This window comes from Telluria sp. ZT3P25, from assembly GCF_059685895.1.
This window is the reverse complement of sequence record NZ_JCASIJ010000001.1, coordinates 551,372-575,086: the sequence shown is the minus strand read 5'-3', so window position 1 is coordinate 575,086 and position 23,715 is coordinate 551,372. Positions and strand designations below refer to the sequence as shown.

Genomic DNA, 23,715 nt, shown 5'->3' with positions numbered 1-23,715 from the left:
ACTTATTTGCGGGAAGACAGCAGCATCAGCACCAGCGCAATCAGGCCGATCAGCGTCAGTGGTCCGATGATCAGGGGCGCCATGAACTTCGGTGCATTGATTGCCGCCAGCACGACGCCGGTCGACAGGCTGGCCAGAAAGATGAACAGCCACCAGCCGGCCGCATTCGCCTTGCCCGGTTGAATACGTTTTGCCACCAGCGTGTTGGCGTAGGCATTTTTGGCAAAGAAGAACGCAATGAACAGCACCAGCAGGACGCCGCCGCCGATCAGCGCATCGCGCGACGACGTGTCGACGTCGGTGGTCACCGGCAGCGACTCGACCGTCTCGGGCGTGCCCGTTGCCGGGGTCGCCGGGGTCGTCGCCACTGGCGCCTGCTGGCCTTCGACCGGTGCCGGCAGGGTAAAGCCTGCGTTATCTTTTGCTTGCTGCGTCATGCCACGTTCTCCTGAATGGGGTAAAGACTACTTGAATGGATTACGACGCGATCGTCAACGTCTGGCCCGGCTCGACCTGCACGACGGTCGGGCGACCGAGCCCGCGCCGGATTTCGCCGACCGCAGCGCCGTCGTCGGCCTTGATCGCCAGCGACTTGAACGGCTTGAGCAGCACGTTGCGGCGCACGCCGTTGACCATGACCGGATAGCGGGTGGTTTTCATGGCCAGGAAGGCGAGCGCAGCCAGCGCCAGCAGCAATGCCAGCACGCCGCCGACGATCACGAGCACGGGCGTCAATGGATATTGCACGCGCACGATCAGCGGCACCTGCGCCGTGGACGATTTCACGCTGTCGGGCGGCACGAACATGTCCGACAGCGGATCGCCCGGGAACAGTTCCTGCATCTCGGTCTTGAACGATGCTGGCAAGGCCAGCCGCTGATTGCTCAGGCCCAGGCTCACCGACATCGGCATGATCACTTGCTTGCCCATCGCCGCGATCGCCTGGCGCGACCAGGCCGACGGCACTTCTTCGAGCGGCAGCTTGAAGCTCACCTCGATCGACTGGCTGGCGCCCGGCGCAAGATTGCTCACTGCTGTTGGTGTCACCATGAGCGGCGTGGTGCCGGCCCGCGTACGCAACTGGCCATCGACGGTGGCCTGCGCAATCAGGTACGGATAGAACAGATTCTGCAACGACGCTTTCAGGCGCACTTGCGGGACCAGTTTGTCAGCATCCACGTCGAGCACGACGGTGCGCTTGTCAGTGCCCATCGAGGCCGTCATGTTCGGGGTATTCAGCACGGCCTGCGGCACGATGCGCACGCCGTCCTGGTCCACCGGTTTCAGGCGCGCCGGCGGTTTGGTCAGGATCGTCGACAGACGGCCTTCGGCCACCATACGGCCCAGCTCGTCGCCGGCTTCCTTGCCGTAGGCCAGCCCGTAGACCATCAAACCTTTTGCGGCAAAGAACTTGCCCTGCACCGGCATGCGCAGCGGGAACACCACAGTGCGCGTGATGGATGGCTCCAGGTGCAATAGCCGGTAGAACTCCAGGTTGCGCGCCGCCGTGGCGGGATCGTTGCCGGGGCTGTTCTTGTTGTTGGTGAAAATCCAGATGATGCCGGGGCGCGACTTGAACGTCTCACCGATGGTTTTGGTCACCGCTTCGCGAAAATCCGTGTCGGCCAGTGCACTAGGGCTCTTGCGCGCAGGCGCGAGCGGCGCCAGCCAGCCGGCCACCTGGGCCGCGCCATCGCCCTGCCCCAGCAATTGCGGCGAGACGTTGCTGCCGCTGGACTGGCTGAACGCGAGCACCATGACCTTGTCGCCCGGGCGCGCGGCGGCATTGGCCACGGCGGCAATCAGCGGTTTGAACTGCGATTGCGGATCGGCGTAGAACGGCTCCATCCAGCCGGAATTCTGCACCAGAAACGCGTGCTGAATGGCCTGCGCCGGCACAGCACACAGACCCAGGACGACGCTCGCGAGCGCCGCACACCACGCGCGCGGCATCATTGCTGGACGTCCCAGCCGAGGATGCGCTGCATGCCGGGATGGTAGGCCCACAGATACCCGTTGTGCAGGAAAAGGCGCAGTTCCCATGGTTTGCTGACCGCGATGGTGTGAAACACGATGTCGTTGTTCTCATCATCGTAGACCAGTTGGGCGCGCATGCGTTCAGCCGAATTGAGCAAGGTGCCCAGGCCGGCCGTGCTGTCGATGCGCAGCCCCAGCACGGCGCTGCGCTCGCCCAGCTCGAGCAGCGGCACGACGACCGTGTTGGCCGCGCCATCGTCGCCATGTTCCGGCTCGATCCACGGATCGGTTTTCAGCTTGGTGGCGAAGCGGTAATTGATGGTGCCCGAGCCGATGCGCGGATTGAGCGCGGCGACCTGTTCGTGCTCGTTCACGCCAAGGCGCACGTACACATAACTGTCGAGACGGCTGTCAAAGCACAACTGCCACAGCGAACCCGAGCGCGCCATGTGGGCGCTGCCGAACTCGAAATGCGGCGTGATGCCTTCTGGCCAGGCCAGGAACGTGGCCGCCACACTGCCATCAGTCATTTTCTGCAGGCGCAACTGCCCCGCCTTGCAGGGCCAGACCGCAAGCCGGCCGTAGGCGCACGGCGCACCCATTTCGCCCAGGTCCCAGCGGCCATCGACACGCAGTGGCGGACCGGCCACGCCATGGGCATCGGCAAAGACGAACTGCACCACGCCGTCTTCATGGCGGATCGGCGCCCACACCTGGTGATCGAACGCCACCGGCGCGCCCACGACCGGGGCGTTGCCGACGTAATCGATGCGGAACTGCAGCGCCGCGAAATCAGGCACCAGCATCGCCATGCCATGCTCGGTAGGGATATACAGGCGGCTGTTGAAGGCAGCTGCCATCTCGGCGCGCCAGGCATGCACGGGCAAGGTCGACTCGGACAAGAGGCGCGTGCCGGTGCCCAGCAGCGGCTGCCATTTTTGCGACGCCGGCAACCAGCCGAACAGGGTGCCCTTGCCCGTATCGAGCGCCAGCAGAACGACATCGACCGTGCCGAACGTGCCGGAGAAAAATTCGTACTCGCCAGGTGGTGGCAGAGGCAGTTCCATGTCGGCCATGCTGTCGGCGTCATGCCGGCGCAGGCGATCGACCGGCACGCTGTGGCGCGTGCGCTTGAGGCCGACAGCTTCGGGCATCCCGGCGTCCGTGATGGCCGACGCCCCGCTTGGCGCGATCCAGCTGGCGCCGCTCGCGGCGTTGGGCGCCAGCCGGGCGCCGTCAACTGGCGAGAAATTGAAATCGGGGGGATACAGCGTTGACGCACCGTTGGCACGACGCATTTTCATGATGGCGGCAATGTCTGCAACACCCAATGAGGCAGCGACGGCATTGCCCAGCAACGTGCGATTGAGGCGAATCTCGCCATCGTTGGTTGCCACCGTCCAGCTGCCGGAAGCGAGTTCCCAATCAGCCGATTTCTTATGATCCATCTTGTATTCCGAATTTCTCAAACACGATTACCCTTCAACTGTTTTCAATATGCTTGATCAGGAATAAGCGCTTATCAAAAACATAAAGGGAGCGACACTATCTTACCTTTTTTTTTGTCCAAGTGGAAACGCAGCTGATGCCTCGCTCGTCATGCGCACAACAGCGGCGCCGCCCGTCAAAACGCCAGCAATTCCTGGTGGAATCTTGCACGGATTGAGCACGGCCGAATTCAGGTAGACTGCCGCAGTCATTATGTCGTTGATGGCGCGCTTGTCCCCTTGCGTGATATTGCGTGCCATCAGCGCAATCCGGGAACTTGAAAAACAGTCGCGGAGTTTGGAAAACGCTTTTTTCGAAACAATTCAATGCATACATTTACCCAATTTCCAGGCCGTGACGCCATTGATGCGGCGCTTGCTGACGGCAGCGTCACCTTTCTCGATTGCGTGCTCGATGCTGCCGACCTGTCGCGGCTTGACCTGCGTGGCAGCAGTTTCATCAATTGCAGCATTGCCGAAACCTCGTTCTACGCCGCCAAAATGGCGCAGACGACGTGGCAACGCTGCCGTGGCAGGCAAGCCGATTTCGAGGCGGCCGACCTGACCGATGCGCAGTTCCAGAGCTGCGACCTGAACAACAGCAGCTGGCGCCGCGCGCGCCTGGCTTCGCTGACCTTCAAGGGGTGCAAGCTGACGGGTGCAAATTTCGAGGAAAGCGCGCATCTGGGCTTGACCTTCGAAGAATGCTTGCTGATCGGCGCCGACCTGCGCCGCATGTCGTTTCGCAAGTCGACCTTGAAGGCGCTCGATTTTTCCGATGCCGACCTGGCCGCCTGCGACTTTCGCGACACCGTGTTCGAAGGCGGCAGCCTGCGCAACGCCAGCCTGAAGCAGGCGCGCTTCGATAACGCCGACCTGCGCGAAGCGGATCTGTCCGGCTTGACGCTGGCCGACGTCAAGCTGTTTCAGGGCGCCTGGATAACGCCGCGCCAGGCGGCAGAACTGATCAGTGAGCTGGGGCTGCGCGTGGCGTAAGTTGCGCGGCTTTGTAATAAGGTGGTGACAATTCAAGTGATCCAGCAGCGCTGTGCGACAATTCGTCGGTTTTCTACCAGTATTGTGAGTCACTGCTGCTGACGGCCATGGCGTTTGCGCCAGTGGCGCCTCACCGCCCCGTCATGCCAGACCACAGCACCGTTCCCGAAATCTCCCGCCTGACCGCTGAAAAGCGCCCCGCCGTGCGCAATGCCGTGCTGTTCGTGATCGGGCTGTGCCTGCTACTGCTGGCGATCCAGATTTCGGACAGCTGGCGCGCGCGCAAGGAGCGCCTGGCCGAGGTGGCCGTGGCCACCGCCAATATGTCGCATGCACTGGCGGCGCAGGGCGAAAGCGCGGTGCGTGTGGTCGATACCGTGCTTGCCGGCGTGGTCGAGCGCGTGGAAACCGATGGTGTCGACAATGGCCCGGCGCGTACCCGGCTGCAGTTGCATCTGAAGAATATGGCAGCGCAGGTCGAAGAGCTGCATGGGCTGTTCGTGTTCGGCGCCGACGGGCGCTGGCTGATGACCTCGCAAGACCGCACGCCGCGGTACAACAATGTCGACCGCGAATACTTTCAATATCACCTGACGCACCCGAACCGCAGCGTGCACGTGGGCAAACCTGTGCGCAGCCGGTCGACCGGTGACTGGATATTGCCGGTGTCACGCCGGCTCGATCATCCTGACGGCACCTTTGCCGGCGTGGCGCTCGGCACCATCCGCATCGCGTATTTTTCGACACTGTACGAAAGCTTCGACGTCGGCCGCGCTGGCGTAGTCATGCTCACGCTTGACGATGGCACGATGGTCTACCGCCTGCCGCACAGCGAGTCGCTGATCGGCACCAGCGTGAGCAACGGCCCCATCCAGCAGATGTATATCCGCCAGGGACCAGTGGGCAGCGGCATACGCCGCTCGAAGATCGACGGCATCGAGCGACTCTACAGTTACCGTCACCTCGATACCTATCCTTTGATTGTCGCGACTGCGCAATCGAAGCAGGAAATCCTTGAAAAATGGCTGCAGTCGATGCTCACGCAAGCGGCGATCACGTTTGTCGCCATCGTGCTGCTGCTGGGTTTTGGCTGGCGGCTGGTGCGCCAGATCATGATTCGCGACCACTTGCAGAATGAACTGGTCGGCGCGCGCGAGCAATTGCAAGAGCATAACCGCGCACTGACCGTGCTGGCCGACCACGACGGCCTGACCGGCATCGCCAACCGGCGCCGCTTCGAAACGGTGCTGGCCAAGGAACACGCGCGCGCAGCGCGGAGCAGGCTGCCATTGTCGATCGTCATCCTCGACGTCGATCATTTCAAGCGCTTCAACGATACCTATGGCCATGTGGCGGGCGACGCCTGTTTGCGTCAGGTGGCGGCAGCGCTGCGGGACAGCCTGGTGCGCCCGGCCGATCTGGCGGCGCGCTATGGCGGCGAAGAATTCGTGGCATTGCTGCCCGATACCGATCCGGCCGGTGCCAGGATGGTTGCCGAGCGCATCCGCTGCGCCGTGATGGCGCTGCAGATCGCGCATACCGGCAATGACGCCGGCATCGTGACGATCAGCGCTGGCGTCTACACGTCGGTTGCTGTCGCAACCAACGGAGATGGCGTGGCGGTTGCCACCAGCACCCTGATTGAACGTGCCGACGCCCGGCTTTACCGGGCGAAGATGTCAGGCCGTAACCTGGTGTGCGGCGACGACGGGCCGGTGGCGTGATGCTTGCCGTGGATCGCCGCCGCCCGGTACATCTACATCAATAGCGGTTCGGATTGTTCGGACGGTCGTCGTGGCGGTTCGGGACGCCGTCGCGATCACGGTCGCCGCGTGGGCCGTTGTCACGGCCGCGCACTTCCTGACGCCAGCCGCCGCGGTCAAGCTGCCAGCCATTACGGTCCTGGCGCCACTGTGCGCGCTGATAGGCGTAGCCAGGACGCACTTTTTCCCAGTGGCCAGCCACCCAGTCGTGGCGGCGACCGCTCCAGTTCCAGTAACCCGGCACCCAGTCAAAACCACGGCGCGCGTTTGGCACGGCTTCGCGGCGCAGTGCTGGCGGCGCTTTCTTGATGATGATGACGTCGGCGCGCTGATGGTGCGGCTGCGCTTGCACTGGTGCGAAAGCCGAGGTGCCGATCAGGAGCGCGGCAGCGGCGGCGGTAGCGGTCGAGAGAAAGGTTTTCATGGTGTGCTCCGTTTCGGTTTCTGTTTGTATGACCCCACTATAGCGGGCACATGCGACGAAAAACGGGATTGAACCAAGTGATTACAGTAGTAACATATGGCAACAATCTTGTAACAACCAAGATTATTCGGGGCGGGGGATACAACGTTGAAGTGCGTACTGCGGGGTGCTGAAACAACGCAGCCGGCACAGGGTGCCGGCTGCGCATCAGGAAGCGTAGATCAGTCCAGCTTGAAGGCGTAGTCGATCTTGGTCCAGGTCTGTGCTGGTGCGCCATCCTTGGTGCCCGGCTTGAACTTGCACGAGGTCAGGCCCTTGACCAGCGCGCGGTCCAGGTTCTTGAAGCCGCTCGACTTGTCGATCTTCGATTCCGTCACGGTACCGTCCGCAGTGACCAGGAACGACGCGGTGGTCGTGCCCTGCTCTTCATTCATCAGCGACGCCTTCGGGTACTCGATGCTGCATTTCTTTGGATCGAACTGAGCAGCGGTTTCAGCGGCGAAGCTCGCGCCGGCAGCGGCGGTCAGGGTCAGTGCAACGAACAGTTTGGCGGACAGGTTTTTCATAATTTTCCCCACTTAAGGTTTTTGAATTGAACGGCAATGGTCTTGGTGTGCGCCGCACGACGGGCCGGCGCTGGTCGACTACTTAAAAATCAGAACTCTTCCCACTCGTCGGCGCTGGCGGTGGCGCTGACGGCGGCTTTCTTCGGCTTCGGCGTTGCAACGGCGTCGTCCGGTTTTTTCGGTGCGGCCGAGGCTGCGGCTGGCTTCTTCAGTGCCGGTGGCGCCGGACGCTTGACGACGGGACGCGTCACCACGGCAGTGGTGGTCACGACCGGCGCCGCTGCCGGAGCATGGGTCTGGGGCTGGGCCTGGGTTGGAACGTGGTGCTCTTCGCCCTCTTCCAGCTTGAAGATGCTGACCACGCGGGCCAGTTCGCCGGCCTGGTCCTGCAGACTCTGGGCAGCGGCGGCAGCTTGTTCCACCAGCGCAGCGTTTTGTTGCGTCATGCTGTCCATCTCGATGATCGACGTGTTGACCTGGGCAATACCGGCGCTCTGCTCGGCGCTGGCGTTGGCGATCTCGCTCATGATGTCGGTCACGCGCTTGACGCTCGAGACCACTTCGTCCATCGTCACGCCGGCCTGGCCGACCAGCTTGCTGCCGCGCTCGACCTTCTCGACCGAGTCGCCGATCAGCGTCTTGATTTCTTTTGCTGCCGCTGCCGAACGTTGCGCCAGATTGCGCACTTCGGATGCCACGACCGCAAAGCCACGGCCCTGTTCACCGGCACGGGCCGCTTCGACTGCCGCGTTCAGCGCCAGGATGTTGGTCTGGAAGGCGATGCCATCGATGACGCCGATGATGTCCGAGATCTTGTTGGCCGATGTATTGATCTCGCCCATCGTGCCGACCACTTGCGACACCACATCGCCACCCTTGCGGGCCACGTCCGACGCGGTTGCCGCCAGCGCATTGGCTTCGCGGGCACTGTCGGCATTCTGTTTCACGGTCGCGGTCAGCTCTTCCATCGCCGAGGCGGTCTTTTCCAGCGAGCTTGCCTGCAGTTCGGTACGCGACGACAGATCGATATTACCGGCGGCGATTTCACGCGAGGCGGTGCCGATGGTTTCCGTACCGCGACGCACTTGCTCGACGATACCAACCAGGCTGTTGCGCATTTCTTTCATTTCGACCAGCAGGCTGCCGCGATCCGATGCTTTGGTGTCGATGGCGATCGACAGGTCGCCATGGGCGATGCTACCGGCGATCTTTGCGGTGTAGGCCGGTTCGCCGCCGAGCTGCTTGAGCAGGCTGCGGGTAATGACCACGGCAGCGACGATACCGATGACGACGGCCAGCACCAACAGGACCAGCATGAAGTTACGGGCATTGGCAAACGCGGTTTCGGCATCGGCCTTGCTTTGCGCATTCTGCTTGTCTTCAAGGGCCGACAGCGCGTTCAGGGCGTCGGTCCATTTGCGCTGCACAGGACGAACTTCGCGGATCATCACGCGGGTGGCGCCCATCGCGTTTGCCGCCAGATACAGGTCGGTAGCGCGGGCAATGGCGGGCATCGCGGTCGCTTCGTGTTCCTTGATCTGGTTCAGCAGCGTCTTTTCCTGGCCGTTGGCATAGGTTGCAAACAACGCAGCCAGCTTGGCCTGGGCGGCATCGTACTTGGCGGTTTGTTCCTTGAACTTGACGATTTCCGGTTCCATGTCGGCCGGGTCGGTCATCAAGGTCAGCACGCGCAGGGAAGCCAGGCGATCGCTGACGTTGTTACGCATCTCAACCACCAGACCGGTCGATACATTACTGACGCTGACCACGTGGTCCAGGCGATCCTGGATCTGCGCCATGCGCAGGATACCAACCACCGCAACTGCCACCAGCAGTACCAGAACCAGTGCAAAACCGAGGGCCAGACGGGTGCCGACCTTCATGTTGTTCAAATTCATTCGTGTTTTCCCTGTAACTTATTGATCAAAACTCGTTTGGTTGAGATCGCGTCCCGCGATACGCCGCACGATGCGCAAGTGAAATCTGCGTTTCCTATAGTTTTCAGCTATTTCCTGAAGGATAAATGAAGACTCCATCGCCTAGCGTGAAAATCTATTTCTCGAATGAATTGTTTCTATATAACAACAACGTTGATATAAACCAAGAAACAGAACAAGTGGGCATTATGGAACTGGGGTTGCCCATCGGCAAGCAAATTTGGCCGGTCGTGATGGTTTCGATAAGGAAATGTCTCGATTTGTCGACAGACGAAAAAAAAGCGTGCCGAGGCACGCTTTTTGGCAGCGAAATTATGCTTATGCGGTGGCTGGCATCCGGGCAGCCGCGGCCAGCAACAGGCGTGCATCGCCCAGCGCCAGCTGCTTGGAATCCGACAGCGTCTGGCGGAAGACGCGCGCGCCCGGCAAGCCCTGCATCAGGCCCAGCATGTGACGTGTGATGCTGTTCAGTTTCAAGCCCAGCGGCCCGTACTGGCGCAGCTGCGCGTCGATGTACGGGATCATCGCTTCCAGCACGTCGATCCGCGTGCGCGGCGCGCCGGGCGCATCGTAGAAACGGGCATCCCAGTCGGCCATTGTCCACGGGTTGTGATAGGCCTCGCGCCCGAGCATGACGCCATCGACATGCTGCAAGTGCAGCGCGATCTCGTCGTCGCTCTTGATGCCGCCGTTGATGATGATTTCCAGATCAGGAAACTCGCGCTTGAGTTCATACGCCACGGCGTAGCGCAGCGGCGGAATCTCGCGGTTTTCCTTTGGCGACAGGCCTTTCAGGATCGCGTTGCGGGCGTGCACGATGAACGTCTTGCAACCGGCGTCGGCGACCGTGCCGATAAAGTCGCGCACGAAGCCGTATTCTTCATTGTGATCGATGCCGATGCGGTGCTTGACGGTGACGTCGATCGAGACGGCATCGCGCATCGCCTTGACGCAGTCGGCCACCAGTTGCGGCTCATTCATCAGGCAGGCGCCAAAAGAGCCCTTCTGGACGCGCTCGGAGGGGCAGCCGCAGTTCAGGTTGATTTCGTCGTAACCCCACTGTTCACCGAGCTTGGCGCTCTTGGCCAGATCGCCGGGGTCGCTGCCGCCCAGCTGCAGGGCGACGGGATGCTCGATGTCGTCAAAGCGCAGGTGACGCTCGGCGTCGCCGTAGACCAGAGCGCCGGTGTTGACCATCTCGGTGTAGAGCCAGGTGTGGCGGGTGATCTGCCGGTGGAAGACGCGGCAGTGGCGGTCGGTCCAGTCCATCATGGGGGCGACCGACAGGCGGCGAGATGGCGGGACAACGGCAGTAGCAGCCGGAATGGTCGAAGTAGTGCTCATGCTGGGGGTCTGGTCGCCTGGAGAGCAGGCAATGAATACTGTCGAAAACGCGCCATCATAAGCCAAAGCTGTTGACGCTGCATGCATGCTGCTAGATCGGTTGTGGTAGGCGCCACGATGCACGAACACTAGACTGGAGTAAAGATACCGTCGGGGTTGTTCAGGTCGCGTACCAAGGCTTGGGCAGCGCTATGCAAGCGCCGAGTCTGAGAAGGTTAAGTTGAGGTCATGTCCAAATGTCAGACCTGACACCGTAGTCGTGTCTTGAGACCGTGTTGTGGTCACCGGTCCAGAAAAGCGATCGCCCAGACCTGCAAGGCATCGAAGTCGCCGTTATTATCGACGCGCCAACTGCCGGGTTAGCACGGAAGTTGACGCCTCTATCATTTACTTTTTGGGGGGCTTGCTAGGTACGCTCGGCTTTACGGCCGGATTATTCCCTGGCGTAGTTTTGTTATCACGGCGACGCTGATCCGGCAGCCCTGTTGATTTTGCAATCGGTTTTGGTCCTGGCTTAAGTGCCATTGTTATACTCCCAAGATTTTGACACGCGGGAGGATTTCCGCATGGAACAGAATATGGAGGGCAAGCAAGCCGAAATCAAGAGCGGCATTGCATTTTATGCAACTTACATGAATCTCTAGCTCGGCCACGTTTCTTAGCGAAGATTTTTCAAGTCGCTTGAATCACTTTCTTGAACTGAAGAAGCGATGGAAAGTCTCGATAGGAGAGATGATTTACCGCTGTAGTGATTTGGCTATATTTTCGGATGAGGAGGTCTTGAATCTCCGGCGACAAATGAGTATGAGCAAGATGCGTACTGGAGATCCGCTCGCTGATATTTGGCCTGTCGAAATCCCAGTGGTGCTTCCCAAAAGTATCGATTTGCTGCTGAAGAACAAGGTGGTATCACCTGAAGATATTCTGCTTGAGGTTCATCTGAAGTCGATCTGCTGAGCGAAGTACGGCGACAATGAAACGGCGCATTCCGTCGCATCCAACCTCCCGAGGGACGGGTACAAACCGGCGCCAACAACACTACATCATCAACTGCAGGAAAGCCCCACTGAAATCAACCGCCTTCTCCAGCACCATATCAGCGCAATACGCGCCGTCAAACTTGATCTGTTGCTGGACGATGGCTGACATCGCACCATCACCGGCATGGCTGGAAGCCGTTAATACGCAGTCCCATTGCTCTCCAGCTTTTTTCACTGTAGTGATGGCAAGGGAACGATCACTGATTTCAAAGGTTATAAGTTTCATCACATGTTCGCAAAATATATGAGGAACTATACCCTAGAGCAACAGAATTCACGCGATTCAGTTACCGCAAAACAACGTTTCGAATAAATTTTGTTCCGGATCTTGTGCGGCGCATTGTCGTTGCCAAAAACAACAGGACCTGCCTGCATTTACCATGCAGGCAGGTCCCGGATAACGACGCAGTGTAAATTAGAAGTCGACCTGCGCCGACAACAGCACGGTACGCGGCGCTGCCGCCGTGCCGACCGTCGCCAGCGTGCTGCTCGACAGCCAGTAGCGTTTGTTGGCGGCATTCTCGACACTCGCGCGCAGCACCACTGGTTTGCCCATCAACTCGGTACGATAGCGCGCGCCCAGGTCGAAGCGGGTCCATGACGAGATGTACACAGTATTGGTGACGTTCTGCGCCAGCTCGGCCGTGTGGATCGCGCGGGCGTTGAGGCTCAGGCCGCTAATCCATGGCAAGTCCCAGTCGACGCCGGCGTTGAACGCGTTTTTCGGCACGCCCGTGGCTTTCTTGCCTTCGTTGATGCCGCCGGCGGTGCGTTGCTGCTTGGCGTTGTAGAACGTGGCGCTCGTCATCAGGCGCAGTCCCGGTGCGGCTTCGCCGACCGCCGACAGTTCCAGGCCGCGGTTGCGTTGCGTGCCGTCCAGGCTATAGACCGTCGTCAGCGGATCGGTGATGGCGTTCGGGCGGTCGATCTGGAACACGGCGGCGCCAAACAGCACGCGACCGGTGTCAACCTTCGTGCCCACTTCATATTGCTTGGACTTGAACGGGGCGAACACTTCGCCGGCATTCGCGGCCGTAGGCGGGGCAACGCTGCCGCGGCTCAGGCCCGACGTGAAGTTGGCATACAGCGACACGTTTTCCATCGGCATGACGACCAGACCAGCCAGCGGCGACACGGCGCTTTCGCTGTACGAACCCGTCACCGCGCCGCTCGGCGCCAGGTTGTCGAGCGATACCTTTTGCTTGCGCAAGCCGCCGGTAAACAGCACGCGCCCGTCCAGGAACGTCAGCGTGTCGGTCAGCGAGACGCTCGACAGCTCGGTTTCCGAGGTCTTGGTCGGCGCCAGGCGGTTGCCCGTCATCGGCGTGATCGCGACCGGGTTGTAGATGCTCGAGAGCTGCGACGAGCTTGGCGCGGCCGACAGGTAGAAGCTGCCGGCTTCGCTGTCCAGGCGCGAGACCGAGGCGGTGATGAAGTGCTTGATGCCGGCCGTATCCAGGCTCAGGCGGGCGCCGACTTCGCCGGTCTTGCTGCGCGCATAGGCGTCGTACCAGGCGTTGGTCAGGCGGAAATTACCGGCAGCATCGACTCCGTTCAGTGCGCGCGCCGTCGGGAAGTCCTGCTCGCTGGCGCCGTAGTGGTAGCCAGCCGTCGCGTAGACCATCAATTGGTTCGACACATCGTATTCGAGGCGCGACGCAATCGTCGCATCGCGGAACTCGAGGTCGGCGCCGCGGTACACGGCGCGGTGGCCCGACGGTGGCGCCGGGATCGACGTGATGTCAGGACGGAAGCTGTTCTGCGCGCGGAAGTTGTCGGTCTTTTCTTGCTGGCCATAGCTGTCCAGGGTCCAGCGCAGCTTGGGCGAGCGGTAGTCGAGCGCGATTGCGGCCAGACCAAAGTCCTGCTTGCCCTCGTCGATATTGGTGTCGCCGCCACGGATCACGCCGTTGACGCGCACGCCCCAGGCGCCGTCCTCGCCAAAACGGCGGCCGACGTCGACATGGTTGCCAAACAGCGCCTGGCTCTCATAGGTGGCCGTCACGCGCGTCAGTGGCTGGTCGCCGGCGCGCTTGGTGACGATGTTGATGTTGCCACCGACGCTGCCGTTCGGGCTGATGCCGTACATCAGCGTGCCCGGGCCCTTGAGCACTTCGACGCGCTCCATGATGGCGGCTGGCATCCGGTTCGACGACGACAGGCCGTACAAGCCGTTCATGCCGACGTCGCCGCTGGTGACATTGAAGCCGCGGATCTGGAAGTCTTCACTGAAGCCACCGGTCGAGGTCATCACGCGCACCGAGGCTTCGTTGACGACCACGTCGGCCAGCGTGCGCACCTGCTGGTCTTCGAGGATCTGCGATGTGTAGTTGGTGGTGGAGAACGGCGTCTTCATGATGTCCGCCTCACCCAGCACGCCCAGGCCGCCACTGCGCCTGATCTGGCCGCCCGCGTAGGCAGGATCGGCTTGCACCTTGGCACCGGTGATGACGACCTGCTCGACCGGGGCTGGCGCCATGTCCTGGGCACTGGCTGCCAGCGGCAGCCACAGGATCGGTGCCGACGCAACGGCGCCGCCCAATGCGCTCCTGACAAGGCGCGCAAGCAGCGAGTGTTTATGGGGGGCGGTGGCGAACGACGACGAGTGGCGCAGTGGATTCATGTTGGCTGGGAAAGACTTGGGAAAAACACATTCTACCAGTAATGAGAATCGTTATCATCATCATTCTCATCTGACTCAAAGCCATCGCCAAAAAGAATTTCAAAATAAATTTAATGCCGTTCGGCAATTTGTCGCCCTGTACTCATGAGAGCGAACGAAGCGCTCGAAATTACCGAATTCTCCCCCCTACCTATTTCAGGAGTTCAACATGCTGAGCCTTCATACCAACAACGCCGCCCTGTCCGCACAAAACGCGATTTCCCGTAACCAGGGTTCGTTGTCGACCTCGATGACCCGCCTGTCGACCGGCTACCGCATCAACTCGGCCATGGACGACGCTGCCGGCCTGCAGATCGCAACCCGCCTGAAAGCACAGAGCAGCGGCATGGCCGTCGCCATGCGCAACACCCAGAACGCCACGTCGATGATGCAGACCGCCGAAGGCGCGCTGGGCGAAGCAAGCAACATCCTGGTGCGCATGAAGGATCTGGCCACCCAGGCAGCCGATGCATCGTCGAACGCAGCCGACAAGACCGCCATGCAGTCGGAATACGACGCACTGGCCAGCGAACTGACCAACATCGTGGGCAACACCTCGTTCGGTGGCGCCAAGCTGCTCAACAGCAAAGCAGTTACCGCCGATGTCACCGCTGCCACGGCAAAATCAACCGCAGCAAACTTGGCAAAGGCCAATGCGGACGCGATCCTTGGTACCTCGACCCCGGGTGCGACTGCTGCTGACGCGCCAACCGGCACTGGCGCTGCACAGGATTACATGCTTGCAGTGCACAACTACAACGCGGCGCCAGACGCAGCTCTGCTGCAGACCATGGCAACGGCAAAGATCGCTTTTGACAAAGCGACGGAAGCGGCCGGGAAAGCCGATACCGCAGCAACCTCTGCAACCGATTATCTGGCGGGCGTCACTGCATCCCAGGCAGCCATCGGCGGTGCCGGCAAATTTAGCGACAAGCTGAATTTCCAGATCGGCGCATCGAGCAGCGAGACCATGGAACTGGATCTGTCGGCTCAGATGAACTCGATGCAAACCTCGTTGGTCACTATCAGCTCACGTTACAACTCGTTTGGCGTGGCGAGCACCGTAACGGGTACCGAGTTGACCGCCGACGGCAGCGCGAATCTGGCTGTGGACAATCTGCAGGCCGCGATCGATTCGCTGGGCGCAGTCCGTTCGTCGCTGGGTGCAACCGCCAACCGTCTCGAACACGCCAACACCAACCTGGCCAACGTCAGCAGCAACACCCAGGCTGCTGCCGGTCGCATCATGGACGTCGACTTCGCTACCGAAAGCGCCAGCATGACGTCGAACCAGATGCTGCTGCAAGCCGGTACCGCGATGCTCAAGCAGTCGAACAGCCTGTCGTCGATGGTCATGTCCCTGCTGCAATAATGGCCGCAAGCCCGGGCCTCACCCCGGGTTAGAAATCCAAGGCCAGCCACACGGTTGGCCTTTTTTTATTCTTGACAGGCACTCTGATGGCCCACATGTTCCCCGTTGCCGCGCTGCCCCCGCCCGTCCTCGCGCCACTGCAGGTCGGCGCCGTGGTGGCCCCGGCTGCCGTGCTGGCCGGCGGCGCCGATGCGCTGCCGCTGCCGTTTTCCGCGCCCCGCGCGCCGGAACCACAAGCAGCCGGCCAGCCATCGGCCGAGTCCGGTGCGGACGGCGCGGCGATGCGGCCCGATCAGGTGCTGATGGCACGTCAGCTCGCCTATCAGCAGCAGGACGCCGCCGGCCTGGCGCGCGCCTGGCGCAGCCAGGTACGCAATCATGGGAGCCAGTTGACCAGCCGCGCGCTGGCCGACATGGGCGGGCATTTGTCGCCGGCGATGCTCGCTGCAGGGCAACAGGGCCAGGTCGTGCACCAGCCCCAGCTGCTCGCGACGCACCAGGATGCCTGGCGCTTCACGGTGCATGGCGGTGGCGAAACGCCGCAGCACCTGGCCGTGCTGGCCGATGAGGCCGACAAGCCACCAGGCCGCCGGCGCCGTGCGCGCGCCGCGCTGCGTCTCGAACTCGAACTGGCCGATGGCAGCGCCGTCGTGATCCAGGTCGAACCGACGCCGCAGGGGCTGGTGATCGAGGTCTGCGCGCCAGACGCCAGCGCGCTCACGCGCCTGCGCTGGTTGCAGCCCGAACTCGAAACGGCGCTGTCTCGGGCCGGCCTGACCGTGCTGCGCTGGGGCTTTCGCGATGCCCTGCCCCCCGGACGCAGTCACGCGATGATCGCCAATGCCGAAGAAGCGGCGCAAGCGCTGACGCCGGCCGTGTTTCGCGCCGTGGCCGAACTGGCGCTGCTGCTGCCTGCGCAGCGCGCACGCGGCTGACAGACCGGACTGACCTGCGCGCCGCCATCGGCGCTGCGCCGACTACAATGGCAGTTGTCTTCACGCATCTGCCTTTCCAATGACACGTTGCATACGCTCGCGGCCATCGCCCCTGTTTCCGATGAGCCCATCTGCATGAAGTTGCCCCTGCCTCCCCTTCCGGCATCCTCGGCCAACGACGCCGCGCCGCCGCCGTCGGCATTCGGGCCGATGCGCGCGCCCGTGTTCCGCATGCTGTGGCTGACCTGGCTGATCGCCAACACCTGCATGTGGATGAACGACGTGGCCGCCGCCTGGATGATGACATCGCTGACGACCGCGCCGATCTGGGTCGCCCTTGTGCAGACCGCATCGATGCTGCCCGTCTTCCTGCTCGGCCTGCCCAGCGGCGCGCTGGCCGATATCCTCGACCGCCGGCGCTACTTCATCATCACGCAGTTCTGGGTCGCCATCGTGGCCACGATCCTGTGTGCGGTGATCCTGGCCGACGCCATCACGCCGCCGGTGCTGCTGGCGCTCACCTTTGCCAACGGCATCGGCCTGGCCATGCGCTGGCCCGTGTTCTCGGCGATCGTGCCCGAACTGGTGCCACGCGCGCAGCTGCCGGCCGCGCTGGCATTGAATGGCGTGGCGATGAACGCGTCGCGCATCGCCGGACCGCTGGCGGCGGGCGCCATCATCGCGAGCCTGGGCAGCGCCTATGTGTTCGTGCTCAATGCGGTGCTGTCGGTGATTTCGGGCTTCGTGATCATGCGCTGGCGCCGCACGCACGTGCCAAGTCCGCTGGGGCGCGAGCGGATCGGCGGCGCGATGCGCGTCGGCCTGCAGTTTGCGCGGCACTCCAACCGCGTCAAGGCAGTGCTGGCGCGGGTGGCGGCGTCGTTCTTCCACTCCACGGCCCTGATGGCGCTGCTGCCACTGGTGGCACGCGCGCAGGGTGGTGGTGGCGCCGGCGTGTTCACGCTGCTGCTGGCCTGCATGGGCGGCGGCGCGATCAGCGCCGTGTTTTTCCTGCCGCGCATGCGCCAGGCGTTCAGCCGCGACAGGCTCGTCATGGGCAGCACCGTGCTGTCGGCGGCGATGATCGCGGTGGCGGCCATCAGCACGAACGTGGTCCTGACCTCTGGCGCGATGTGGCTGTCGGGGATGGCGTTCATCGTGTCGGCCAATTCGCTGAGCGTGTCGATGCAGATGGCCCTGCCCGACTGGGTGCGGGCGCGCGGGATGTCGATCTACCAGATGGCGCTCATGGGCGCGAGTGCGACGGGCGCCGCGGTCTGGGGCCAGGTCGCGACGCTCGACAGCGTGCAGCACAGCCTGTTGTATGCGGCCGGCAGCAGCGTGGTCGTCATGGCACTCGTGCTGCGCGCCATCCAGGACCGCGAGCTGCTCGAAGACATGACGCCGTCGTCGGCGCTCAAGGCGCTGGCGCCGTCGCTCTCGCCGCTGCAGGACGGCGGGCGCCTCGTGCTGACAGTCGAATACCGGATCGACCCGGCCCGCACCGAGGCGTTCATGGCACTGATGGAACTGAGCCGGCGCGCGCGCCTGCGCCAGGGCGCACTGAGCTGGACCTTGCTGCGCGACGTCAGCGATCCAGGATTATTTACCGAGCAGATCATCGATCCGTCCTGGACCGAACACCTGCGCCGCTTCGACCGCGCCACCGCGGGCGACGCCGCACTGCGCGAGCGCAAGCTGGCGTTTCACCTGGGCCCGGACGGCCCGGTGATCACGCGGCGCCTGGTGGCGAAGGGCTGATCAGCCCACCGTGCCGACGATCGACACGTCGCGGTTTTCGGGGATCTCGTTGTACGACAGCACGTGCAGGCCCGGTGCGAACAGCCGCGCGTAACGGGCCAGCAGCGGCCGTACCTGCGGCAGCACCAGCAAGAGCGGGGGCGTTTGCTGGCCCTTCATCTGTTCGCGCGCGACCGGCATGTTGATCTGCAGTTGCGACAGCAGTTGCGGGTCGATCGGGTAATTGTCCAGCGCGACCTTGCCGCCGCCATTCTGGCGCGCCTGGTTCAGGGACCCGAGCAGCATGTTTTCCAGTTCGGCCGACAGGTTAAAGGCCGGCATGTCCTTCTTCTTGCCGAACAGCGTCGAGACGATCTGGCGCCGCAGCGCGCAGCGTACTTCGGCCGCCAGCAGGATCGGATCCTTGGTCGTCTCCGAGCTGTCGAGCAGCGTGGTGGCGATCACCACGATGTCCTTCAATGACACGCCTTCGGTCAGCAGCACGCGGAACACGCGCAGCAGCTGGGTGTGCGTGAGCGCCTTGTCGAGCGCGGCGGCCAGCTTGGGCGACAGCGCCGTCAGGCGTTCCATGATTGCCGGCACGTCTTCGTGGCGGAACAATTCGTGCAGGTATTCGCGCACCACTTTCGACACGTGCGTGGCGATCGCGCTCGGCACTTCGACCACCTGGTAGCCCAGGCCCAGCGCGTGCGCCTTCTGCTCGGGCAGGATCCACGTGATTGCCATCCCGTAGGCCGGCTCGATCCCGGGAATGCCATCGAGTTCGCCGTACACGTTCGGCGACGGGATTGCCAGCAGATGGTCGGGCATGACTTCGGCCTCGGCCACGACGGTGCCCGACAGGCTGATCGCGTATTGCGTCGGGCGCAGCGCCAGGTCGTCACGCACCGAGATCGCCGGCAGCAGCATCCCCATCTGCTCCGACAGGCTCTGGCGCACGCCCTTGATGCGCTTGGCCAGCGGCTCAGCCTGGGCGCGGTCGATCATGCCCACCAGCTTGTAGCCCACCGCCACCGTGACCGCCTGCACCACCGGCAGCGCCTGCCAATCGAGTTCGGGCACGCGGTCGTCGCGCAGCGCAGCCTCGATCTTCGCGACGCCCGCCACGTCCGGCGCAACGATGCGTTTGGCCATGGTCCAGCCGACCCAGGCCAGCACGCCAGCAGCGACCGTAAAGAACCACCAGGGCATGCCCGGCACGATCGCCAGGATCATCATCACGCCGGCAGCCGAGTACAACACGCCCGGCCGGGCCAGCAATTGCTGGCTGACCTGATCTTCGAGGTCGCCCGATTCGCCAATGCGCGTGACCAGGATCGCGGCGGCGGCCGACAGCAGCAGCGCCGGGATCTGGCCCACCAGGCCATCGCCGATCGTGAGCAGTGCGTAGACGCGGAACGAGTCGGCCAGCGGCAGGTCGTGCATCAGCGAACCGATGGCGATACCGCCGATCAGGTTGATGATCAGGATCAGGATCGAGGCGATGGCGTCGCCGCGCACGAATTTCGAGGCGCCGTCCATCGCGCCATAAAAGTCGGCTTCGGCCGCGACGTCCTTGCGCCGCGTAGTCGCCTGTTCCTGGTTGACCAGGCCGGCATTGAGGTCGGCGTCGATCGCCATCTGCTTGCCCGGCAGCGCATCGAGCGTGAAGCGCGCCGAGACTTCCGAGATGCGTTCGGCGCCCTTGGTCACGACGATGAAGTTGATGATCATCAGGATCACGAACACCACCAGGCCGACGACGAAATTGCCGCCGATGACGACGTTGCCGAACGATTCGATGACCTGGCCGGCCGCATGCGTGCCTTCGTGGCCGTGCAGCAGGACCACCCGGGTCGAGGCCACGTTCAGCGCCAGGCGCATCAGGGTCGTGCCCAGGATCACGGTCGGGAACACCGAGAAGTCGAGCGGGCGCCGCGCCGTCACGGCCACCAGGATCACGATCAGCGCCAGCACGATGTTGAACGTGAACAGCACGTCGAGCAGGATCGGCGGCAGCGGCAGGATGATCATGCCCAGGAGCGCGATCAGGAACACGGGCGCGGCGAACTTGTGGCGGCGCAGTTCTCCGACGAAGGCGTTGAAGGAATTCGTTACGGTCATGCTGGAGCCTCACTCAGGTGCGGTGGTACGACCACCTCGTTGGGGAACCGGGGCGGCGCCTGGCGCCTGCCTGCACGGAACGCATTCAGTTGTAAAACATAATTCAGCACTTGCGACACGGCCTGGTACAGCGGTGCCGGAATCTGCTGCTGCACCTGGCTCGTGTGATAAATCGCACGCGCCAGCGGCGGCAGCTCGAGTGTCTCGATCTTGTTTTCGGTGGCGATGCGGCGGATGAACAGTGCCATCTCGTCGACGCCCTTGGCCACCACGAACGGCGCCTCGGCGCGGTCGACGTCGTACTTCAGCGCGACCGCGTAATGCTCGGGATTGACGATCACCACGTCGGCCGTCGGCACCGACTTGCGCACGCTGCGCTGGGCCAGCTGGTGTTGCAGCTGGCGGATGCGCTGCTTGATTTCGGGCCGGCCTTCGCTGCTCTTGTGCTCTTCCTTGATGTCCTGCTTGCTCATGCGCTGGTTACGCATGAACAGAAAACTCTGCACCGGCACGTCGATCAGCGCGAAGATCACGAACACCGTCACCAGCGCCATCAGCGCATCGAACACGAGTGTCCCGCCGACCGCGATGGCGTTGTCCAGGGGCATGCGCTGCAACTCGATGTAGCCCTTGATGCTGCCGCTCGAGACATGCCACAGCACGATCCCGAGCACGATCGCCTTGGCTGCCGACGTCAAAAAGCCCACCCAGTGCTTCTGCTTGAACAGGTTGCCCAGATTGGTCAGCGGATTGAGGCGGCTGAACTTCGGCGCCAGGTTCTTGCCGCTGGCAACAATGCCGCCCGGGATCGCGCCGGCAATGACGATCGCCACCGGCACAGCCACCAATGGCAGCACCATGTGCACGAGCAGCAGCAACGCTGACGAAAACACCGTCGACATCGCGTTTTCCAGGTCGCCCGCCTCGCGCAGGGGCACGAACACGAGGCGAAACAGGTGGCGCATGTCTTCCAGGTAGCCGGGCAGCATCAGCATGAAGATCTTCAGGCTGATCAGGATCCCGACGGCCGTGGCCAGGTCGCGCGAACGCGCCACCTGCCCCTCGTCACGCGCTTTCTTGAGCTTTTGTGCCGAGGGTTTTTCGGTCTTGTCGCCGCTGCTGCTATCGGCCATGGGCCAGCCTCATTTGTTCGGTCAGCATTTCCAGCACCTGGTTGGTCATCGCGATGTAGTGCTCGGGGATAAAGCGCACCAGCTGGATCAGCATCAGCAGGCCAAAAATCGTCACCAGTGAAAAACCCAGTGAAAACAGGTTCAGGCTGGGCGCGACGCGATTCAGAAAACCAAAGCCGATCTGCACCACCACTGTGGAAAACACGAGCGGCAGCGCCAGCAGGATGGCGGCGGCGAACACCCAGCTCAGGTTCAGCGCCACGGCTTCGAGCAGCATCGGCTGCAGCCCGCCGCCGACCGGCCAGGCCAGGAAACTCTGGCCCAGCACCGCCACCAGCACCAGGTGCGCGTCGATGGCAAAGAACACCAGCATCGCCACCAGCGCCATCAGGCTGGAAATCACGTCCGACGCCTGGCCGTTGACCGGGTCGTTCATCGTCGCCATCGAAAAGCCGATCTGGCTCGAGGCCAGGAAACCCAGCATGCTGATGGCCGCCATTGCGAACTGCAGTGCCAGGCCGATGACGGCGCCGATCACGGCCTGCTCGAACATCGCCAGCACGCCGGCCAGCGAAAACGGATCGGGCATCGCGCCCTTGCTGGTCAGCGGCAGCATCAGGAACGACAGCACCACCGCCAGCAGCGCGCGCACCGCGATGGGAATCGTGCCATCGCCCAGTACCGGCGCGGTGATCATCATCGCCATGATGCGGCAGAATGGCCACCACAGGGCGCCGATCAGGGGCATCAGGAAGCCGTACAGTTCCATCGGCGCGCGCCCTGCCCTAGCCGACGAGCGTGGCTGCGCGCTGGAACACCGAGACGCAGTAATCCATCAGCGTCGACGTCAACCAGTGCCCCGCCAGGATCACGGCCAGCAGCGTGACGAGCAGGCGCGGCAGGAAACTCAGCGTCTGTTCGTTGATCTGCGTGGCCGCCTGCACCAGTGCGACCAGCAGGCCGACCAAGAGGCCCGGGATCACCAGTACCATTACCATCAGCATGACGATCTGCAGTGCCTCGACCACGAGGTCGACGGCGATATCGGGCGTCATTGCCAGTCTCCTGCGGCGACGCGGTGGTCAGTGTCAGTACGCATGGATGCTGCCAACCAGTGTGCTCACCGTGAGCGTCCAGCCATCGACCAGCACGAACAGCAGCAGCTTGAATGGCAGGGAAATGACAAGGGGCGAGAGCATCATCATGCCCATCGCCATCAGTACCGACGAAACCACCAGGTCGATGATCAAAAACGGGATGAACAGCATCGCCCCGATCTGGAACGCCGTCTTCAGTTCGGACAGCACGAACGCTGCCAGCTTGACCGGGAAGCTGTGCTGCTGCGGCGGCTGGGCCGTCGACTCGCCGGCCAGTCGCGCGACCTGCGCCAGCGACGCCTTGCTGGTCTGGGCCAGCATGAAGCGCGAGATGGGCTGCTCAGCGATACGCAGCGCCGTCTCGAGGCCGATCTTGTCCTGGTCGTACGGCAGGAATGCCTGGGTCCAGACCTGCTCGCCCACGGGGCGCATGACGAGGATGGTCAGGATCAGGGCGATGCCGGTGATGATCCGGGTGGGCAGGCCCTGCTGCAGACCGAGGGCCTGGCGCAGCAGCGACAGCACGATCACGAAGCGCGTGAAGCAGGTCATCATCATGACCATCACGGGCAGCAGCCCGAGCAGCGTCATGAGCACCAGAATCTGCGACTTGACGCTCATGCCGGCGCTGGTGGACGTGGCGCCGGGCAGCACGCCGGCCAGCAGGTCCTGGTTCTGGGCGGCCGCCGGAACGGCAATCAACAATCCCACCAACAGCGCCGACAGAAGCGCAGGGGCGCGGGCCCTGACGCCCCCGGTAATACACATCATGGCGCGAGAATGTCCAGGTTCAGACCTTCGAGGTCGATCACCTTCAGACCGTACTGCTCGCCCGCGACGACCACTTCGGCGCGACCGATCGGCGTACCGTTGACCTTGATGACCAGCGGTTCGCCGGCCAGCGAATCGAGCGGCAGCACCGACGACGGGCCGATATCCATCAGTTCCTGCAGCGAGATGCGCACCGAACCGACTTCAAGGGTCAGCGTGACCGGGATGCGCCGCATCATCTGCGGCAGCTGGCGGGCGCCGCTGCGACCGGCGGCGACTTGCAATGCATCCTGGCCGTCCAGATCGTCAATGATGACGTCGCCACTCAGTTGCTCGTTGAGATTCAT

Annotated in this window: 22 protein-coding genes and 1 pseudogene; 7 read left to right on the top strand and 16 right to left on the bottom strand. The window is 62.8% G+C overall.

Annotated elements, in window-relative coordinates; translation table 11 throughout:
• Positions 1–2: 2 nt before the first annotated feature.
• The 4 genes from AC56LY_RS02555 to AC56LY_RS02540 form a co-directional block, all read right to left on the bottom strand.
• On the bottom strand, positions 3–437 hold the full coding sequence (locus AC56LY_RS02555) for a hypothetical protein (protein WP_499576307.1): 435 nt from the start codon (positions 435–437) through the stop codon (positions 3–5).
• Between the two features lie 40 nt (positions 438–477).
• Positions 478–1,956, bottom strand: coding sequence for a hypothetical protein (locus AC56LY_RS02550; protein ID WP_499576305.1), 1,479 nt, complete (start codon positions 1,954–1,956; stop codon positions 478–480).
• Complete coding sequence (locus tag AC56LY_RS02545; protein ID WP_499576303.1) at positions 1,953–3,425, bottom strand: hypothetical protein; 1,473 nt, start codon at positions 3,423–3,425, stop codon at positions 1,953–1,955. Before AC56LY_RS02545 ends, AC56LY_RS02550 begins: the two co-directional genes overlap by 4 nt.
• Positions 3,426–3,527: 102 nt before the next feature.
• A complete protein-coding gene (locus tag AC56LY_RS02540) occupies positions 3,528–3,725 on the bottom strand; it encodes a hypothetical protein (protein ID WP_499576300.1) in 198 nt (65 codons plus the stop codon).
• Positions 3,726–3,791: 66 nt separating this feature from the next.
• Between AC56LY_RS02540 and AC56LY_RS02535 the strand changes: the two genes are divergently transcribed.
• Both AC56LY_RS02535 and AC56LY_RS02530 read left to right on the top strand, forming a co-directional pair.
• On the top strand, positions 3,792–4,460 hold the full coding sequence (locus AC56LY_RS02535; protein ID WP_499576298.1) for a pentapeptide repeat-containing protein: 669 nt from the start codon (positions 3,792–3,794) through the stop codon (positions 4,458–4,460).
• Between the two features lie 143 nt (positions 4,461–4,603).
• The gene (locus AC56LY_RS02530) at positions 4,604–6,184 is read left to right on the top strand and encodes a sensor domain-containing diguanylate cyclase (protein ID WP_499576295.1); all 1,581 of its coding nucleotides are present in this window, start codon (positions 4,604–4,606) and stop codon (positions 6,182–6,184) included.
• A 37-nt stretch (positions 6,185–6,221) separates the two neighbouring features.
• Here AC56LY_RS02530 and AC56LY_RS02525 read toward each other — a convergent pair whose 3' ends face one another.
• From AC56LY_RS02525 to dusA, 4 genes are all read right to left on the bottom strand, one after another.
• Positions 6,222–6,647: a YXWGXW repeat-containing protein gene (locus AC56LY_RS02525; protein WP_499576292.1), complete on the bottom strand. Its 426-nt coding sequence runs from the start codon at positions 6,645–6,647 to the stop codon at positions 6,222–6,224.
• A gap of 221 nt (positions 6,648–6,868) precedes the next feature.
• Positions 6,869–7,213 carry an energy transducer TonB gene (locus AC56LY_RS02520; protein WP_482897717.1) on the bottom strand — a complete coding sequence of 115 codons (345 nt, stop codon included), beginning with the start codon at positions 7,211–7,213 and terminating at the stop codon, positions 6,869–6,871.
• Between the two features lie 89 nt (positions 7,214–7,302).
• The gene (locus AC56LY_RS02515; RefSeq protein WP_499576290.1) at positions 7,303–9,111 is read right to left on the bottom strand and encodes a methyl-accepting chemotaxis protein; all 1,809 of its coding nucleotides are present in this window, start codon (positions 9,109–9,111) and stop codon (positions 7,303–7,305) included.
• Between the two features lie 357 nt (positions 9,112–9,468).
• Positions 9,469–10,494, bottom strand: a complete 1,026-nt coding sequence (dusA, locus tag AC56LY_RS02510; protein ID WP_499576288.1) for a tRNA dihydrouridine(20/20a) synthase DusA — start codon at positions 10,492–10,494, stop codon at positions 9,469–9,471.
• A gap of 804 nt (positions 10,495–11,298) precedes the next feature.
• On the opposite strand from dusA, the gene AC56LY_RS02505 reads away from it, so the two are divergent.
• Positions 11,299–11,451 carry a hypothetical protein gene (locus AC56LY_RS02505; protein WP_499576286.1) on the top strand — a complete coding sequence of 51 codons (153 nt, stop codon included), beginning with the start codon at positions 11,299–11,301 and terminating at the stop codon, positions 11,449–11,451.
• A gap of 81 nt (positions 11,452–11,532) precedes the next feature.
• Here the strand turns inward: AC56LY_RS02505 and AC56LY_RS02500 are convergent, their stop codons facing one another.
• Together AC56LY_RS02500 and AC56LY_RS02495 are read right to left on the bottom strand one after the other, a co-directional pair.
• On the bottom strand, positions 11,533–11,760 hold the full coding sequence (locus AC56LY_RS02500; RefSeq protein ID WP_499576284.1) for a hypothetical protein: 228 nt from the start codon (positions 11,758–11,760) through the stop codon (positions 11,533–11,535).
• Between the two features lie 189 nt (positions 11,761–11,949).
• On the bottom strand, positions 11,950–14,157 hold the full coding sequence (locus tag AC56LY_RS02495; RefSeq protein ID WP_499576282.1) for a TonB-dependent receptor: 2,208 nt from the start codon (positions 14,155–14,157) through the stop codon (positions 11,950–11,952).
• 208 nt (positions 14,158–14,365) lie between these two features.
• Here AC56LY_RS02495 and AC56LY_RS02490 point away from each other — a divergent pair.
• From AC56LY_RS02490 to AC56LY_RS02475, 4 genes and pseudogenes are all read left to right on the top strand, one after another.
• Positions 14,366–14,780, top strand: a pseudogene (locus AC56LY_RS02490) (flagellin N-terminal helical domain-containing protein); the annotation flags it as partial.
• 152 nt (positions 14,781–14,932) lie between these two features.
• Positions 14,933–15,568: a flagellin gene (locus AC56LY_RS02485; protein WP_499581924.1), complete on the top strand. Its 636-nt coding sequence runs from the start codon at positions 14,933–14,935 to the stop codon at positions 15,566–15,568.
• A gap of 86 nt (positions 15,569–15,654) precedes the next feature.
• Positions 15,655–16,503, top strand: coding sequence for a hypothetical protein (locus AC56LY_RS02480; RefSeq protein ID WP_499576280.1), 849 nt, complete (start codon positions 15,655–15,657; stop codon positions 16,501–16,503).
• Positions 16,504–16,638: 135 nt separating this feature from the next.
• Positions 16,639–18,264 carry an MFS transporter gene (locus AC56LY_RS02475; protein ID WP_499576277.1) on the top strand — a complete coding sequence of 542 codons (1,626 nt, stop codon included), beginning with the start codon at positions 16,639–16,641 and terminating at the stop codon, positions 18,262–18,264.
• Here the strand turns inward: AC56LY_RS02475 and AC56LY_RS02470 are convergent, their stop codons facing one another.
• Genes AC56LY_RS02470 through AC56LY_RS02445 form a run of 6 tightly spaced genes read right to left on the bottom strand, consistent with a single transcriptional unit; the run spans position 18,265 to position 23,715 of the window.
• A complete protein-coding gene (locus tag AC56LY_RS02470) occupies positions 18,265–20,367 on the bottom strand; it encodes a flagellar biosynthesis protein FlhA (protein ID WP_499576274.1) in 2,103 nt (700 codons plus the stop codon).
• Positions 20,364–21,500, bottom strand: coding sequence for a flagellar type III secretion system protein FlhB (gene flhB / locus AC56LY_RS02465; RefSeq protein ID WP_499576271.1), 1,137 nt, complete (start codon positions 21,498–21,500; stop codon positions 20,364–20,366). Before flhB ends, AC56LY_RS02470 begins: the two co-directional genes overlap by 4 nt.
• Positions 21,490–22,269, bottom strand: a complete 780-nt coding sequence (gene fliR, locus AC56LY_RS02460; RefSeq protein WP_499576267.1) for a flagellar biosynthetic protein FliR — start codon at positions 22,267–22,269, stop codon at positions 21,490–21,492. The genes flhB and fliR overlap by 11 nt, the downstream gene beginning before the upstream one ends.
• Positions 22,270–22,285: 16 nt before the next feature.
• Positions 22,286–22,555 (bottom strand): flagellar biosynthesis protein FliQ, encoded by a 270-nt coding sequence (fliQ, locus tag AC56LY_RS02455; RefSeq protein WP_343024566.1) that lies wholly within the window; start codon positions 22,553–22,555, stop codon positions 22,286–22,288.
• A 33-nt stretch (positions 22,556–22,588) separates the two neighbouring features.
• The gene (fliP, locus tag AC56LY_RS02450) at positions 22,589–23,365 is read right to left on the bottom strand and encodes a flagellar type III secretion system pore protein FliP (RefSeq protein ID WP_499581922.1); all 777 of its coding nucleotides are present in this window, start codon (positions 23,363–23,365) and stop codon (positions 22,589–22,591) included.
• A complete protein-coding gene (locus AC56LY_RS02445) occupies positions 23,365–23,715 on the bottom strand; it encodes a FliM/FliN family flagellar motor switch protein (protein ID WP_499581920.1) in 351 nt (116 codons plus the stop codon). The genes fliP and AC56LY_RS02445 overlap by 1 nt, the downstream gene beginning before the upstream one ends.